Below are 15,880 nucleotides of genomic sequence, written 5' to 3' on the forward strand. Positions count from 1 at the left end.
CACAGCGTCCTCGCTGTTGTGTTTCTTCAAAGGAACCTCGTCCAATACCATGGACGGGGTATCAACATATCTGGCGTTGACTTTTGGCACGCTGTTGAGTTCTCAAGGAACGGACGCTTCCTTCGAAACCGTTTCACCGGTTTCTCCGGGCGCTTCCCTTCGGTGTTTCCAACCTTACCAGATCCGATTTCCGGTCGTTTCCGATCCGAATTCCGTTTCCGGTGGCCGTTGGAGGGGCCTTGCCTTTCGGCGTGTTTTCGACTTTAGCAGACGATCATCCGCCGAACCTAATCGGCTTCGCGTGATGCCTGCGGGTGTCAAAAGGTGCTCCGTTTTGGATTTCCATCCGTCTGCGGAGCGGTTCAGATGCGCTTGGGGGTGGGCAGACTCTGCTCACCACAACCGTTTAAACCTACCTCCCCGGGCGACCCTGGTCAAGGACTCCGGGCAAGATTCTTTGTACGGTCCGGCCGGAGCGCCTGTGTACTCCGTTCGCCGCGACCTTCAAACGTACGCACCGGGGCTCCTTGGGTCAACAGGTTCCCGGAAGTTTCACAACGCCGCAGGTCAGGGGGTGGTGTGCTCGTCAGGCCGCGAAGGACGACGGTGGACTCTCCAGGTGCTCCAGCTCGATGCCGGGGGCGGCGAGCACCACGTCGCCGGCGATATGGACCGTCCGGACCTCTCCGGTGTCCAGCTCGCTGACCTGGTACTCGTCCACAACGAGTGGCTCGGTGTCGGTCGCGTGACCGGTTCTGCCGAGAAGTGCCCAGGACTGATCGAGGGTGAGGGGCGCGAGGACCGGATCGGTGAAGGCCACAAGGCGGACGCGGACGGCTCCGGCGCCCGGTTCCAGGCGCAGTAGCCGGGAGACGGCGACCAGGAAGGCCGGGGAGGCGCCGGTGAAGGAGTGGGCGCGGACATTGCCCTCGGTCGCGTGCTCCCCCGTGGGGTCCGTGCGGACCCAGGTGACCCCCTCCAGGGCGGCGCCCCTGACCTGCCAGCTCGACGCGTGCAGCTCCACCCTCAGCGGGCGGCCGAGCTCGTCGAGGGTGAGGTCCACGGACCCGGTGTGATCGCCGGAGGGTGAGGTCCGCTGGGCGACGTAGCGCCAACCGCTGGGACCGGGAGCGCACTGGAAGTGCTCCTCGCCCAGGGGCGTGTGATCGTGCGGGTCGTGGAGGGAGTAGCGGCCGCGGGGCATGTGAGGTCCTTGACGAGCGTCGGGCCCGCCCGGCCGGATGGCGCGGACGGGCCCTGGGACCCCGCCGGGGCGGGGCCGGGTCAGCGGCCGCCGACGGTGTGAGTCGACGGCGCCGGTGCGATCAGCGGATGCGATCAGTAGCGGTAGTGGTCGGGCTTGTACGGGCCCTCGACCGGGACGCCGATGTAGGCGGCCTGCTCGGGCCGGAGCGTGGTCAGCTTCGCCCCGAGCGCGTCCAGGTGGAGGCGGGCGACCTTCTCGTCCAGGTGCTTGGGGAGCACATAGACGTCGGTCGGGTACGACTCGGGCTTGGTGAAGAGCTCGATCTGGGCGATGGTCTGGTTCGCGAAGGAGTTGGACATCACGAACGACGGGTGACCGGTCGCGTTGCCGAGGTTCAGCAGGCGGCCCTCGGAGAGCACGATGATCTTCTTGCCGTCGGGGAAGGTCCAGGTGTGGACCTGCGGCTTGACCTCGTCCTTCACGATGCCCGGGAGGGCGGCGAGCCCGGCCATGTCGATCTCGTTGTCGAAGTGGCCGATGTTTCCGACGATCGCCTGGTGCTTCATCTTGGCCATGTCCGAGGCCAGGATGATGTCCTTGTTGCCGGTCGTGGTGATGAAGATGTCGGCGGTCTCCACCACGTCCTCCAGGGTGGCGACCTGGTAGCCGTCCATCGCGGCCTGGAGCGCGCAGATCGGGTCGATCTCGGTGATGATCACCCGGGCGCCCTGGCCGCGCAGCGACTCGGCGCAGCCCTTACCGACGTCGCCGTAGCCGCAGACGACCGCGACCTTGCCGCCGATCAGCACGTCGGTGGCGCGGTTGATGCCGTCGACCAGGGAGTGGCGGCAGCCGTACTTGTTGTCGAACTTGGACTTGGTGACCGCGTCGTTCACGTTGATCGCCGGGAAGAGCAGCGTGCCGTCCCGCTGCATCTCGTAGAGGCGGTGAACGCCGGTGGTGGTCTCCTCGGTGACCCCGCGGATCTCGGAGGCCAGCTGCGTCCACTTCTGCGGGCTCTCCGCGATGGTGCGGTTCAGCAGCTCGAGGATGACGCGGTGCTCGTCGTTCTCGGCGGTGGCGACGTCAGGGGCGGCACCGGCCTTCTCGTACTCGACGCCCTTGTGGACGAGGAGGGTGGCGTCGCCACCGTCGTCCAGGATCATGTTGGGCCCGCCGGTGGGGGTGCCGGGCCAGGTCAGGGCCTGCTCCGTGCACCACCAGTACTCCTCCAGGGTCTCGCCCTTCCAGGCGAAGACCGGGATGCCCTGCGGGTTCTCCGGGGTGCCCTCGGGGCCGACTGCGACCGCGGCCGCGGCGTGGTCCTGAGTGGAGAAGATGTTGCAGGAGGCCCACCGGACCTGGGCGCCGAGGGCGGCCAGGGTCTCGATCAGCACGGCGGTCTGCACCGTCATGTGCAGGGAGCCGGTGATACGGGCGCCGGCCAGCGGCTGCTGCTCGGCGTACTCCTTACGGATCGCCATCAGGCCGGGCATCTCATGCTCGGCGAGGGTGATCTCCTTACGGCCGAAGGCAGCCAGGGAGAGGTCCGCGACCTTGAAGTCCTGACCGGAGACGGCTGTCGTCATGAGTGCTGCTCCTCCTCGATCGTGTTGCGAGCGAGAGTGGTTCGGCTGGGCATGCGAGGCGTTGGGCAGGCCCCCGCGAGAGCGGACACACCTGTCCCCTTCTACCTCACAGTGCGCAGTCCGTCGGAGGCCCTCTCTCCCTCGGCCGGTCCGGGGTGCGGACCGCCCGACCGCCATCAGCAGCGACGTCTGGCTCGGTCACGAATCTACACCGATCGGCGGAGCGAACCCCAGCCCCCATCGGTCATCTTCGGCCGTACGGCTATGACCAGGGGCGACGGGTGCGCAGCTCCGGGGGCGACGGGTGTGCTTCTCCGAGGGCGTCGGCCGCGCTGCTTCGGGGCCGGTGGTCGCGTCGTTCGAGGGCGCGCGGGCATGTCGCTTCGGGGTCGGCGGTCGCGTCGCTCGGGGGCCGGTGGTCGCGTCGTTTCCGGAGTCGGGGGTTCAGCCCGTCGCTTAGATCCCGGCCGGATGTATTGCACGATGCCGCGAGCGCGGGGACGCTGGCAGCTTCCCGCGCCCGCTCAACGCGTTAAGGAGAACCACGTGACCAGTCCAGCCGATCCCCCCAACGGTGCGGGGGCCAGCGGACCAGGGCTCAAGCTGCTCGCGGTGACAGCATGTCCCACGGGTATCGCCCATACCTATATGGCTGCTGAGAAGCTGGCCCAGGCGGCGGAGTCGCTCGGCCACAGCATGAAGGTGGAGACCCAAGGCTCGATCGGGGCCGAGAACGTACTGTCTGACAACGATGTCAGTCAGGCTGACGGCATCATCATCGCCGCCGACAAAGACGTCGACCGCAGTCGTTTCGTCGGTAAGAGAGTGCTTGTCGTCGGGGTCGCCGATGGCATTCACCGGCCGCAGCGGCTGATCGAGCAGGTGCTGGACGCGCCGGTGTACGAGGGCGACGGCTCTGGTGCCGGGCGCGGTGGTGCCTCGGGGGCGGCGGCTTCCGGGGGTGGTGGCGGTGGCGGCAGTAAGGGGCGCAGCGTCACCTATAAGGCGCTCATGAACGGTGTCTCGTACATGATCCCGTTCGTGGTGGTCGGCGGACTGCTGATCGCCGTCTCGCTCGCCCTGGGCGGTGATACGACCTCCAAGGGCATCGTCATCCCCGACGACTCCTTCTGGAAGACGGTCAACGACATCGGGAGCGTCGGCTTCGAGCTGATGATCCCGGCCCTGTCCGGCTATATCGCCTACGCCATCGCGGACCGGCCCGCGTTGGTGCCCGGCATGGTGGGCGGCTGGATCGCGGCGCACGGCGAGCTGTACGACAGCGAGGCGGGCGCCGGCTTCATCGGGGCGATCGTCACCGGCTTCCTGGCCGGTTATCTGGTGCTGTGGATCAAGCGGGTCAAGGTCCCGAAGTTCGTCCAGCCGATCATGCCGATCATTGTGATCCCGATCGTGGCGACCTCGGCGCTCGGCCTCTTCTTCATCTATGTCCTCGGCGAGCCGATCTCCTGGGTCTTCGAGCAGCTCACCGACTGGCTCGGCGGGCTGACCGGCACGAGTGCGGCGGTGCTCGGCATCATTCTCGGGCTGATGATCGCGTTCGACATGGGTGGGCCCGTCAATAAGACGGCGTTCCTTTTCGGTGCCGGGCTGGTGTCCAAGAACCCCGAGGTCATGGGGGCGTGTGCGGCGGCCATTCCGGTGCCGCCGCTGGGCCAGGGGCTGGCCACGCTGCTGCGTCGCCGGATGTTCGACGACCAGGAGCGGGAGACCGGGCTCGCGGCGCTCTTCATGGGCTTCTTCGGCATCACGGAGGGCGCGATTCCGTTCGCGGCGGCGCGTCCCGCGCGGGTCATTCCGGCGAACATGGTGGGCGGTGCGGTCGCCGGGGCGATAGCCGGGGTGGCGTCGGTCGAGGACAACGTGCCGCATGGGGGGCCGATTGTGGCGGTGCTCGGTGCGGTTGGTGGGGTGCCGATGTTCTTTGTCGCGGTGGTGGTGGGTACGGCGGTGACGGCGTTGGTGACGATTGCGTTGATGTCGGTGGGTGGGGGTGCTGTGGGTGCCAGCGCGACCGCGGGTGGGGCCGCGACCGCGGGTGGCGCCGGGGTTGTGGGTGGCGCCGGTGTTGTGGGTGCTGAGGGTGGTGACTCCGGGGCGCCGTCGGTCGTGGGTGAGCCCGTCCTTGCCGAGGTGGGCGGCGGTGGCCGTGCCGGGGAGGCGAGTGGGGCCGCGGGTGAGGCTGCGGGTGGGGCCGCGGGTGGGGCCGCGGGTGCCCGTAAGGCGGTCGCTCCTCAGGGGGTGGCGGCCGAGACCGGCGAGGTCGAGGCCGTTCCTGCGGGTCAGGTGCTGTCCGGGTATCTCACTGAGCAGACCGTGAAGGAGCGGTTGGCGGCTGACGGTAAGGACGCCGCGATCCGTGAGATGGCTGAGCTGCTGGCCGTGACCGGCAAGGTCGCGGATACGGCGGAGCTGGTGCGGGCCGCGTTTGCCCGGGAGGACCAGGGCACGACCGGGCTCGGCGAGGAGATTGCTATTCCGCACGCCAAGACGGACGCGGTGACCGCTCCGGTCGTCGGTTTCGCGCGGTCCCCCGAGGGGATCGAGTGGGGTGCGCCGGATGGGACGAAGGCTCGGTTGGTCTTCATGATCGCGGTGCCGGAGGCGGATGCGGGGGATGAGCATCTGCGGATTTTGGCGTTGCTGTCGCGGAAGTTGATGGGTGTGGAGTTTCGGGAGCGGTTGTTGGGGGCGGGGGATGTGGGGGCGATATTGGGGGTGCTTGGGGAGATTGGGTAGGGCGGGGGGTTGGGGGTGGGTTTCTCCCCCACCCCGCCCCTTCCCGAAACCGGGGGCAAGCCCCCGGACCCCCACCGGGGCTCCGCCCCGGACCCCAGCTCAGGCACTCCGTACCGGGCCCCGGTTCGGGCCTGTGCCCGGGCCCAGCCCGAGTGCTCCGCACCGGACCCCGGTTCGGGGCTCCGCCTGGACCCCACCAGCCCGAGTGCTCCGCACCGGACCCCGGTTCGGGGCTCCGCCTGGACCCCACCAGCCCGAGTGCTCCGCACCGGACCCCGGTTCGGGGCTCCGCCCGGGCCCCAGCCCGAGTGCTCCGCCCCAGACCCCGGTTCGGGGCTCCGCCCGGACCCCGGCCCGGGCATTCCGCCCCAGACCCCGGTTCGGGGCTCCCCCTGTATCCCAGCCCGAGTGCTCCGCACCGGACCCCAGCTCGGGCCTGTGCCCGGGCCCCAGCCCGAGTGCTCCGCCCCGGCTCCTGGGGCTCAGGGAGCACGCCTGGGCCCGGCCTCGGGGTTCCGCTCCCGGGCTCCACTTAGACGCTCTGGCCCTGGCCCCGATGCGAGGCTCCGCCCCTGCCTGGCGGCCGCTCCGGGGCCAGGCAGGGGACTCCTCTCCCCAGCCCACCCAGGGGCTCCGGCTGGCCGTGGCTCGCTCAGGCGGAGGTTGAGGTTCGGAGGATGTCGGGTTCCAGGTAGATGACGCGGGCGATGGGGACTGCTTCCCGGATGCGGGCTTCCGCGGCGTCGATCGCGCGGGCGACTTCCGCGGCCGTGTCGTCGTGCTGGACCGCGATCTTGGCGGCGACCAGCAGTTCCTCGGGGCCGAGGTGGAGGGTGCGCATGTGGATCACGCTGGTGACGGTGTCGCCGTCCACGACGGCTTCGCGGATCTTGGCGACCTCCGTGGCGTCGGCCGCCTCGCCCAGCAGCAGCGACTTGGTCTCGGCCGCGAGCACCAGGGCGATCAGCACCAGCAGGATGCCGATGCAGAGGGTGCCGATGCCGTCCCAGACGCCGTCGCCGGTCAGCAGGGTGAGGCCGACGCCGCCGAGGGCGAGGATCAGGCCGACGAGGGCGCCGAAGTCCTCCAGGAGGACGACGGGGAGCTCGGGGGCCTTGGCGCGGCGGACGAACTGGGACCAGCTCAGCTTGCCGCGGATTTCGTTGGACTCCTTTATGGCCGTACGGAAGGAGAAGCCCTCGGCGATGATCGCGAAGAGGAGCACCCCGACCGGCCAGTACCAGTGCTCCAGCTCATGGGGGTGCTGGATCTTCTCGTAGCCCTCGTACAGCGCGAAGACACCGCCGATGGTGAACAGCACGATGGAGACGAGGAAGCCATAGATGTAGCGCTCGCGGCCGTAGCCGAAGGGGTGCTCGGGGGTGGCCTCGCGCTTGGCCTTCTTCCCGCCGAGGAGCAGCAGCCCCTGGTTGCCCGAGTCGGCGATCGAGTGCACGCCTTCGGCGAGCATCGACGACGAGCCGCTGAAAGCGAACGCCACGAACTTGGCTGCGGCGATGGCCAGGTTCGCGCCGAGCGCGGCAACAATCGCCTTGGTTCCGCCTGATGCACTCATATGTGCCGAATTTCCCTTCCGCTTACATGGCAGCTCATGGCGGCTTTGCCAGTGCTTTACCGCCTCACGGCGGGCCATTGTTCCAGCCCCTCGAACGGGCCGTACCTCAGGCGGCCACTGTGGCCCTGAACACAGTGCCGTCGCCGCTCAGGGCGGCTTCCTCGCCGGCCGGTACGAAGGCGGACTCCCCGCGCTTCAGCGGGAGTTCGCCGTCCGCGCCGCGCAGGGAGACCTCGCCCGAGGCGCACAGCAGGATCTGCGGGCCGGTCGCCGGCAGCGGGCGGGGAGCGGCGCCGTCGGCCAGGACGTGGCGGGAGAGCCGGAACTCCTCGATCGGGGTGGTGTAGAGCTCCTCGCCGGAGGGGTCCGCCTCGGGCCGCAGCACGGCGGGGGCGGCGCTCTCGAAGCGGACGACGCGCAGCAGCTCGGGGACGTCCACGTGCTTGGGCGTGAGTCCGCAGCGCAGCACATTGTCGGAGTTGGCCATGATCTCGACGCCGAGGCCGTCGAGATAGGCGTGCGGTACGCCGGCGCCGAGGAAGAGGGCCTCGCCGGGCTGGAGGGTCACGAAGTTGAGCAGCATCGCGGCGATCACGCCGGGGTCGCCCGGGAAGTGCCGGGCGATGGAGGCGTACGCCGCGTACGCCGGGGCGTGCGGTCCGTTCCGCGCGCCGAGCCGCTCGGCGGCGGCAGCGGCCTGCCTTACGGTCTCCGCCATCGCCTCGGGGTCGGCCGTAAGGACGGCGGTCAGCACCTCGCGCAGGGCGTGCGACTCCGGGTGGGCGTGCAGGATGTCGACGTACGGCTTGAGCGAGTCGACCTCGAGGGCGGCCAGCAGCTCGGCCGCCTCGTTCGGGTCGCGGAAGCCGCACAGCCCGTTGAACGGCGTGAGCGCGCATATCAGCTCGGGCTTGTGGTTGGCGTCCTTGTAGTTGCGGTGCGGGGCGTCGGCCGGGACGCCGCGCTCCTCCTCGTCCGCGAAGCCCTCCTTGGCCTGCGCGAGGTCGGGGTGGACCTGGAGCGACAGCGGCGAGGCGGCGGCCAGCACCTTCAGCAGGTACGGCAGCCGGGGCCCGAAGAGCCTTACGGCGTCCGCGCCGAGCTCGCCCTCCGGATCCGCGGCGATCACCTCGGAGAGCGCGACGGAGCCCGCGCCCCGGTCGATCCGGGACGGCGCCCCTGGGTGCGCACCCATCCACATCTCGGCCTGCGGCTCCCCGGTCGGCCGGACGCCCAGCAGCTCCGGGATGGCGGTGGTGGAGCCCCAGGCGTAGGGGCGCACGGTGTTGACGAGGCGGTCCATGCGGTGCGGTTCCTGACTGTGCAGTGAGGGGCGGTATGGCGGGTGGTGCGTGCCTTACACGGCCTTGAGTACGGCCTTACGGTCGTGCTCAAGGCCTATGACGGCCTCAAGTTCTATCCGGCGAAGCGAGCGTGAGGTAAACGGCGGCGAAATCGGTGATGGCGAGAAGTTCCGCGGCGCTCTCCAGTGGGGTGCCCTCGGCCGGTTCCAGCTCGCTGAACGCGGTCTCGTGCGCCAGCGCGAGCTCCCGGGCGGTCGGCACGGCCGAGATGGGGCCCACCGGCTCGTCGTGGAGCAGCACGATCCGGGCGCGGAGCGCCTCGGGCTCCTCCACCCGGTCGCGGAAGAAGTCGTCCGGGTCGGCACCGCCCGCGAACGCCCCGGTCAGCAGCGCGCCGTGCGCGGCGAGCGCCCCGGGGAGCTCGGCGACGAGCGCGGGGTGCCCGGCGAGCGCCGCGAGCAGCCCCGAGAAGCGCCGTCCGGTCGCGGCGGCGACCGGGCCCTCGGTCCACAGCAGCGGAAGCGCCCCGGCGAGCTCGGCCGCGAGCGTCTTGGCGGGGTTGGTGTAGGTGGCGATGGCCGGGCCGCAGCGCTCGGCGACCTGGTCGAGCCGGTCGGCCACCTGCTGCAGCGCGGTGGGCGGCGCGGACACCAGGCCGATCCGGTCGACCAGCAGGAGCAGCGGGGTGAGCAGGGCCCACAGCGTGCCCGGCAGCGCGGGGCCGGTCATCTCGTCGGGGGCGGTGCCGGGCGGCTCGACGGGCTGCGGGGCGGAGGGCGTCCCGTACATGGCGGGGGCGCCGCCGAGGGCGCCCTCGGCGAGGGCGGCGTCCTCGGCGCCGGGCGCGCCGGGCGCGTGCGATTCCCCACGGTACGGGTCGGTGCCGTACCCGCCGGTGGCGTACGGGGCCGAGCCGTACGACGCCGTGGCCAGCGGCACCATCAGGCCGCGGGCCTGGATGACCGCGTCGGCCAGCGGGGACTGGCCCGGGGCGACCGAGACGATGGCGCAGCCGCGGCGGTACGCCTGCTCGACCAGGCGCGGAAGGCCCGGTTCCGTGCCGTCCGGGGTCGCGATGACCAGCAGGTCGAGCGGGCCCGCCCAGCCGGGCAGCGTCCAGCGCAGGGCGCCCGGCGCGGGGGCCACGCCAGTGGGCATGATCAGGCTGACCGGGCAGTTGCCTCCGCTGAGCGCGCCGAGGAGGTCGGCGGTGCAGCTTCCGGCCGCCCCCGGGCCCGCGACCATGACGGCGCGCGGGCGCCCGTCCGGCTTGAGGTCGCCTATCCCGGCCTCGGCGGCGTGCCGGGCGGCGGTGCGGACGCGGGCTCCGGCCTCGGCGGCTCCGCGCAGCAGCCCGCGGGTATCGGCGCGGGCGAGGGCCTCTGGGGCGTCGAGGAGGGATTCGTCGAGCATCGTGCTTCGGCCTCCGATCGCCGTGGCGGGCGGTACGCGTGGGATCGCGCGGGGCTTACGCGTGGGACCGCGCGGGGCTGGGGCCCCGGGCGGGCCGCCGGGTCAGCCCGGGCGGCGCGCCTCGTCGACGAGCAGCACGGGGATGCCGTCCCGCACGGGGTACGCGAGACCGCACCCCTCGCCCGTGCACACCAGCTCGAGGGTCTCCGGGGACTGCTCCTCGCGCAGCGGGGCGTGGCACGCCGGACAGGCGAGGATCTCCAGAAGACCGGCTTCGAGCGGCATGGGGTCGTCCCTTCGGGTATGGGTCCAGCCGGATATCGGTCCGGCGAGGTCAGCGTACCGCCGGGCGGGCGCGGGGCGCGGCCGGTGTACCCGGAGCCCGGGGCTCCCCCGGTCTCCGGAAACGCTGTGGGTACCGCGCGCGGGCCTCCGTAAGGACACGAGGGCTTCCGCAAGGGGCGCGAGGGCTTCCGTAAGGCGCCGCGGACGCCCGTATCCGTGAGGCCGCGCGCGGCTGCGGGGGGCCGCGCGCTGACGACCGTAAGGGCGCCGCGAACCTCCTGCGGCGCCCGTAGTGACGTCGATGGGGCGCCGCGGGCCTCGTAAGGACGTCGCGGCGCTCGCCCGGGGGCCTTCCCCCTCCGGAGGTCGGCCAAGCCGGGCCGCGGTTCGCTCTCTTGCGGTTACTCGGAAACCGTAGGAGAGTGACAGCCGACCTGGAAGAACGCACCTTTCCGTGACTGGGGAACCCTATGGTGACCAAGCAGCAGCTCAAGGGCCTGCCCGAGGACGCGGACCTCAGGCGCGCGGACTCGCTGGCGCGGGAGATCTTCTCGGACGTCGCCAACAAGTGGGCGCTCCTGATCATCGAGGCGCTCGGTGATCGCACCCTGCGCTTCAGCGAGCTGCGGAACGAGGTCGAGGGCGTCAGCCACAAGATGCTCACCCAGAACCTGCGCATGCTGGAGCGCAACGGCCTGGTCGACCGGAGGGTGCACCCCACCGTGCCGCCACGGGTCGAGTACACCCTCACCGAGCCGGGGCGGGCCCTGCGCACCACGGTCGACGCCATCTGCGGCTGGACCCACCAGTACCTCGGTCACATCGAGGACGCGCGCGACCGCTTCGGCGCCTGACGGGCACGCGGCACCACGCCCCCCATGGTGCGCTTCCTTCGGGGCCCGTCCGGCTCCCCGAGGAGGCGGACGGGCCCCGCGTCGGCCGCCGTAAGGGCTAGGCGCGGACGATGGAGAGGACCTCGTCGCGGACCTCGGCCGCCGTCTCCTGGTCTCGGGCCTCGACGTTCAGGCGGAGGAGCGGCTCGGTGTTGGAGGGGCGCAGGTTGAACCACCAGTTGGCGGTGGTGACCGTAAGGCCGTCGAGTTCGTCGAGTTCGGCGCCCTCGCGGCGCTCGTACGCCGCCTTGACGGCCTCCATGCGCCCGGCCTGGTCGTCGACGGTGCTGTTGATCTCGCCGGAGGCCGCGTACCGGTCGTACTGGGCGACCAGGTCCGACAGCGGGCCCTTCTGGCCGCCGAGCGCGGCCAGGACGTGCAGGGCGGCCAGCATGCCGGTGTCGGCGTTCCAGAAGTCGCGGAAGTAGTAGTGCGCCGAGTGCTCGCCGCCGAAGATCGCGCCGGTGCGGGCCATCTCGGCCTTGATGAAGGAGTGGCCCACGCGGGTGCGGACGGGGGTGCCGCCGTTCTCCTTGACGACCTCGGGGACCGACCAGGAGGTGATGCAGTTGTGGATGACCGTCCCGCCCGGGTGCTTGGCCAGCTCGCGGGAGGCGACCAGGGCGGTGATGGCGGAGGGGGACACCGGCTCGCCGCGCCCGTCCACGACGAAGCAGCGGTCGGCGTCGCCGTCGAAGGCGAGCCCGATGTCGGCACCGGTCTCCCGGACCCGCGCCTGGAGGTCGACGATGTTCTTCGGGTCGAGCGGGTTGGCCTCGTGGTGGGGGAAGGTGCCGTCCAGCTCGAAGTAGAGGGCGTCGAGCTCGAGCGGGAGCCCCTCGAAGACGGTCGGGACGGTGTGGCCGCCCATGCCGTTGCCCGCGTCCACGACGACCTTCAGCGGCCGGATGGCGGTCAGGTCCACCAGCGAGCGCAGGTGGGCGGCGTAGTCGGCGAGGACGTCCCGCTGGGTGAGGGTGCCGGGCTGGGCGGCGAGCTCGGGCGCGCCGCTGTCCGCCCACCCCTCCACCAGGGCGCGGATCTCGGCGAGCCCGCTGTCCTGGCCGATGGGGGCGGCGCCCGCGCGGCACATCTTGATGCCGTTGTACCGCGCGGGGTTGTGGCTGGCGGTGAACATCGCGCCGGGCAGGTTGAGATATCCGCTCGCGAAGTAGAGCTGATCGGTCGAGCACAGTCCGATCTCGGTCACATCCACCCCGAGCGAGGCGGCGCCGCGCGCGAAGGCCCGCGCCAGACCGGGCGAGGAGGGGCGCATGTCATGGCCGACGACGATCGCGTCCGCGTCGGTCACCCGGGCGAAAGCGGCGCCGAAGAGTTCGGCGAGCGACTCGTCCCACTGGTCCGGGACCACACCGCGCACGTCGTACGCCTTCACGATCTGCGACAAGTCGGGCACAGCCAACCCCTTCTGGAGGTCCTGGTGGAGATGTCTCTACGGACGTCTCGCGTACGTCCCTGCGGACGTCTCCGCGTACGTCCCTGCGGACCTCAAAACCTACCCGCAGGACCTGGGCCGGAACTGTGAGCCCCGTCGCGCGGCGTGCTGTCGGCCAACCCGGGCGGCCCGCCGCGGACCGTCCCCGGCCGGATCACGGCAGCATCCAGCCCAGCAGGAACGACGACTGCGCGACGACGATCAGGCACATCACCAGCAGCAGCGCGAGGCTCCACGGCAGCACCTTACGGAGCAAGTCACCCTCACGCCCCTTCAGCCCGACCGCCGCGCACGCGATGGTGAGGTTCTGCGGGGAGATCATCTTGCCCAGCACCCCGCCCGAGCTGTTGGCGGCGGCCAGCAGGTCCGGGGAGAGCCCGGACTCGCGGGCGGCGGTCACCTGGAGGGCGCCGAAGAGGGCGTTCGCGGAGGTGTCCGAGCCGGAGACGGCGACGCCGAACCAGCCGAGCACCGGGGAGAGGAAGGCCAGCCCGGCCCCGGCGGCCGCGACGAAGTGGCCGATGGTGGCGGCCTGCCCCGAGAGATTCATGACATAGGCGAGCGCGAGCACCGAGGTGACCGTAAGGATCGCATGACGCAGCTCGCGCACCGTGGCCGCCCACTCCCGCAGGGCGTCGCCCGCGGTCACCTTCAGCACGGCGGCGGTGGCCACCCCGGCCACCAGCACCAGGGTGCCGCCGGTGGCGATCAGCGGCATCGAGAAGACGTTGGCGCCCACCGCCTTTCCGTCGGGGTCGGCGACGTCCAGGAAGGGCCAGTCGAAGGTGCGGGTGGTCTTGGCCAGGAGGTCCTTGACCGGGCCGATCTGGGCGATGGAGAAGATCGCGACGATGAGCGCGTACGGGGCGTAGGCGCGCACCACCTCCCGGCGCGGGTCGTCGCGGTCCAGGTCATCGCTGCGTACGCCGGTGAGCACGGCGGCGCGCACCGGCTCCTCGGCGGGGCGCCGGGCGGCGGGCACGGCCACCAGCACGGCCGCGCCGAGCAGCGCCGCCGCGATGTCGGCGAGCTGGACGGAGAGGTAGTTGGAGACGGCGAACTGGGCGATGGCGAAGGCGACCCCACAGGCGAGCGCGGGCGCCCAGGTCTCGCGCAGCCCGCGCCGCCCGTCGACGAGCGCGACCAGCAGCAGCGGCACCACGAGGGCGAGCAGCGGGGTCTGCCGGCCCACGACGGCGGCCACGGAGTCCAGCGGCAGCCCGGTGACCTGAGCGAGCGTCACCACCGGGGTGGCCATGGCGCCGAAGGCGACCGGCGCGGTGTTGGCGACGAGCGCGACGACGGCGGCGCGCACCGGGTCGAAGCCGAGCGCCACGAGCATGACCGAGCAGATCGCCACCGGTGCGCCGAACCCGGCGAGCGCCTCCAGGAGCGCACCGAAGCAGAAGGCGATGACGAGGGCCTGGACGCGGGGGTCGTCCGAGAGCCGGCCGAAGGAGCGGCGCAGCACGTCGAAGTGGTCGGTGCGGACGGTCATCCGGTACACCCACAGGGCGTTGACGACGATCCACAGGATGGGGAAGAGGCCGAAGAGCGCCCCTTGGGCGGCGCTGGAGACGGTCTGGCCGACGGGCATGCCGTACGGGAGCCAGGCGACGAGGGCGGCGACGACGAGCCCTATGGGGCCCGCGTAGTGGGCACGCATCCGCACCCCGCCGAGCAGGACGAGGACGGTGACGAGGGGGAGGGTGGCGACGAGGGCGGACAGGGAGAGTGAATCGGCGACGGGGTCCAACTGCTGCACGAACACACGGGCCTCCCGGCGTGGGCCATCCCTGGAAGGTCACATCCGTGATGCGGAAACGGAGGACCCTGGGGTGCAGGCATGGTCGTGTCCGCGCCAAGTCACAGTCAATGCTCCGTCGGGAAGTGATCCCGGGGATCGCCGCCGATGCCGCCGAATGCCGCGGAACGCGGGGAGATCGCGGAACGCGGGGAGATCGCGGAGAAAGCGGGTCAGGGTACGCGCGAAGGCCGGTGAGGCCCGCGGCGGGCCGTTGAAAGCCGATCAGGGCTCGGGCGACCGCAGCACGCGCAGATGGCCGCGGCGCGCGACCTCACGCGGGTCGCCCTCCCGGCCGCCGTGCCCGCCCCCGGAGCCCCCGGAACCGGCCGCCGCCCCCGCCGCGCGCTCATGCGGGCGGGCGGCCTCGCGGACCGCGTTGGCCAGTGCCTCCAGATCGTCACCGCTGGGCCGGGGCGGACCGCTGTCGACGGCGAGCCGGACGACCTCCCAGCCGCGCGGCGCGGTCAGCCGCTCGGAGTGCTCCGAGCAGAGGTCGTAGCAGTGCGGCTCGGCGTAGGTGGCGAGCGGCCCGAGAACGGCGGTCGAATCCGCGTAGACGTACGTCAGCGTCGCGACGGCGGGGCGGCCGCAGGCGGTGCGCGAACAGCGACGTACAGGGCTCACGACGTTGGACGGTACCGCACTCTTGAGCGGGCCGCGACGACTCTCCACCAGCTCACTCCGCCGTGTCGTCCTGGTTCGCACCGTGTACCCGAAACGTGAACTTACTGGCTGACCAGCGTGGACCTTCGACGCGGCCAGAACCGCCCACAACGAATCCGGTCAGCACTCGAACCGAGAGAGATCATCCTGGGTCGGGGAAGCGGCTCAAGAGACGTCCGTTTTTGGACCCAAGCATGGCTGGAATGCTCATTTGGCGACATCCGGCACGGCTGTCCGGTAAGCGCATGACGGCGGGTCGGCGACGGCTACCCTCGGAGTGATGACCAGGCCCGTACACCCCCATCAGTCCGAGCCGCGCCCCCGTCGTCGCGATCGCCACGGACGAGGTATGCGCGGCCCCATCGCGCCTCCCCAGGTGCCGCTCTCGGTCAGCCGCGCGGAGTCCTTCGTCGATCTTGTGCAGGACTCGGCGGAGCGGCTGGAGAGGCGCTGGCCACAGCTGTCCGGGGTCGACTTCACGGTGCTCGAGGTGCCCACGTCGGGGCTGGGCGGCCCGGGGTCGGGCGGTGGCCCGGACGGGCACGGCGGGACGGACGGCTGGGACGGCGAGTCCGTGCCGCTCGGGCGCTTCATCGCGGCCCGCGGGGACGCGCCGGACCGGATCGTGATCTACCGCCGCCCGGTCGAGATCCGGGCGAAGAACCGCGACGAGCGGGCGCTGCTGGTGCATGAGGTCGTGGTCGAGCAGGTGGCGGAGCTGCTGGGGCTGGCCCCGGAGTCCGTGGACCCGCGGTACGGGCAGGAGTAGCCGCAGTACGGGTGGGAGCGGCGGGCACGCCGTACGGGCAGGGGCAGGAGGCGTCCGGCGGTACGCGTACGCCTGCGGCGGGCTGCTCCCCTCCCCGCCCCTTCCCACAACTGGGGCTCCGCCCCAGACCCCGAGGTCCGGAGGGCGAGGCCACTGTC

At 71.4% G+C, this 15,880-nt stretch carries 12 protein-coding genes; 3 read left to right on the plus strand and 9 right to left on the minus strand.

The features are described 5' to 3' along the window. Window positions 1-586 precede the first annotated feature (586 nt). Together IEJ02_RS35915 and ahcY are read right to left on the minus strand one after the other, a co-directional pair. A complete protein-coding gene (locus tag IEJ02_RS35915) occupies window positions 587-1,204 on the minus strand; it encodes a hypothetical protein (RefSeq protein WP_191068636.1) in 618 nt (205 codons plus the stop codon). 134 nt (window positions 1,205-1,338) lie between these two features. Further along, complete coding sequence (gene ahcY / locus IEJ02_RS35920) at window positions 1,339-2,796, minus strand: adenosylhomocysteinase (protein WP_137978235.1); 1,458 nt, start codon at window positions 2,794-2,796, stop codon at window positions 1,339-1,341. 546 nt (window positions 2,797-3,342) lie between these two features. Between ahcY and IEJ02_RS35925 the strand changes: the two genes are divergently transcribed. Beyond that, entirely contained in the window at window positions 3,343-5,556 is a 2,214-nt protein-coding gene (locus IEJ02_RS35925) for a fructose-specific PTS transporter subunit EIIC (RefSeq protein WP_191068685.1), read from the plus strand. Window positions 5,557-6,208: 652 nt separating this feature from the next. Here the strand turns inward: IEJ02_RS35925 and IEJ02_RS35930 are convergent. The 4 genes from IEJ02_RS35930 to IEJ02_RS35945 form a co-directional block, all read right to left on the minus strand. Next, on the minus strand, window positions 6,209-7,132 hold the full coding sequence (locus tag IEJ02_RS35930) for a cation diffusion facilitator family transporter (RefSeq protein ID WP_191068637.1): 924 nt from the start codon (window positions 7,130-7,132) through the stop codon (window positions 6,209-6,211). 106 nt (window positions 7,133-7,238) lie between these two features. Beyond that, the gene (manA, locus tag IEJ02_RS35935; protein WP_191068638.1) at window positions 7,239-8,435 is read right to left on the minus strand and encodes a mannose-6-phosphate isomerase, class I; all 1,197 of its coding nucleotides are present in this window, start codon (window positions 8,433-8,435) and stop codon (window positions 7,239-7,241) included. Window positions 8,436-8,541: 106 nt separating this feature from the next. Next, window positions 8,542-9,849 carry an SIS domain-containing protein gene (locus IEJ02_RS35940; protein ID WP_191068639.1) on the minus strand — a complete coding sequence of 436 codons (1,308 nt, stop codon included), beginning with the start codon at window positions 9,847-9,849 and terminating at the stop codon, window positions 8,542-8,544. Window positions 9,850-9,951: 102 nt separating this feature from the next. Then, the gene (locus IEJ02_RS35945; protein WP_137978239.1) at window positions 9,952-10,134 is read right to left on the minus strand and encodes a Trm112 family protein; all 183 of its coding nucleotides are present in this window, start codon (window positions 10,132-10,134) and stop codon (window positions 9,952-9,954) included. Window positions 10,135-10,604: 470 nt separating this feature from the next. Here IEJ02_RS35945 and IEJ02_RS35950 point away from each other — a divergent pair, with 470 nt between their 5' ends. Then, a complete protein-coding gene (locus IEJ02_RS35950; protein WP_191068640.1) occupies window positions 10,605-10,988 on the plus strand; it encodes a winged helix-turn-helix transcriptional regulator in 384 nt (127 codons plus the stop codon). Between the two features lie 97 nt (window positions 10,989-11,085). Here IEJ02_RS35950 and IEJ02_RS35955 read toward each other — a convergent pair whose 3' ends face one another. From IEJ02_RS35955 to IEJ02_RS35965, 3 genes are all read right to left on the minus strand, one after another. Next, window positions 11,086-12,444 carry a phosphomannomutase/phosphoglucomutase gene (locus tag IEJ02_RS35955; protein WP_191068641.1) on the minus strand — a complete coding sequence of 453 codons (1,359 nt, stop codon included), beginning with the start codon at window positions 12,442-12,444 and terminating at the stop codon, window positions 11,086-11,088. Between the two features lie 193 nt (window positions 12,445-12,637). Further along, window positions 12,638-14,254, minus strand: coding sequence for an L-lactate permease (locus IEJ02_RS35960; protein WP_191068642.1), 1,617 nt, complete (start codon window positions 14,252-14,254; stop codon window positions 12,638-12,640). Between the two features lie 258 nt (window positions 14,255-14,512). Beyond that, window positions 14,513-14,962, minus strand: coding sequence for a DUF3499 domain-containing protein (locus IEJ02_RS35965; protein WP_020870815.1), 450 nt, complete (start codon window positions 14,960-14,962; stop codon window positions 14,513-14,515). A 340-nt stretch (window positions 14,963-15,302) separates the two neighbouring features. On the opposite strand from IEJ02_RS35965, the gene IEJ02_RS35970 reads away from it, so the two are divergent. Next, a complete protein-coding gene (locus IEJ02_RS35970; RefSeq protein WP_137978242.1) occupies window positions 15,303-15,722 on the plus strand; it encodes a metallopeptidase family protein in 420 nt (139 codons plus the stop codon). Window positions 15,723-15,880: the final 158 nt, after the last annotated feature.

It is taken from the genome of Streptomyces sp. 5-10 (genome assembly GCF_014712245.1).
GTDB classification, from domain to species: domain Bacteria; phylum Actinomycetota; class Actinomycetes; order Streptomycetales; family Streptomycetaceae; genus Streptomyces; species Streptomyces violaceusniger.

What these genes read in the sequence shown, in the direction of transcription:
- IEJ02_RS35930 (WP_191068637.1), bottom strand. Translation starts at nt 7,132, where the DNA reads ATGAGTGCATCAGGCGGAACCAAGGCGATTGTTGCCGCGCTCGGCGCG.
- IEJ02_RS35940 (WP_191068639.1), bottom strand. Translation starts at nt 9,849, where the DNA reads ATGCTCGACGAATCCCTCCTCGACGCCCCAGAGGCCCTCGCCCGCGCC.
- manA (WP_191068638.1), bottom strand. Translation starts at nt 8,435, where the DNA reads ATGGACCGCCTCGTCAACACCGTGCGCCCCTACGCCTGGGGCTCCACC.
- ahcY (WP_137978235.1), bottom strand. Translation starts at nt 2,796, where the DNA reads ATGACGACAGCCGTCTCCGGTCAGGACTTCAAGGTCGCGGACCTCTCC.
- IEJ02_RS35970 (WP_137978242.1), top strand. Translation starts at nt 15,303, where the DNA reads ATGCGCGGCCCCATCGCGCCTCCCCAGGTGCCGCTCTCGGTCAGCCGC.
- IEJ02_RS35915 (WP_191068636.1), bottom strand. Translation starts at nt 1,204, where the DNA reads ATGCCCCGCGGCCGCTACTCCCTCCACGACCCGCACGATCACACGCCC.
- IEJ02_RS35950 (WP_191068640.1), top strand. Translation starts at nt 10,605, where the DNA reads ATGGTGACCAAGCAGCAGCTCAAGGGCCTGCCCGAGGACGCGGACCTC.
- IEJ02_RS35945 (WP_137978239.1), bottom strand. Translation starts at nt 10,134, where the DNA reads ATGCCGCTCGAAGCCGGTCTTCTGGAGATCCTCGCCTGTCCGGCGTGC.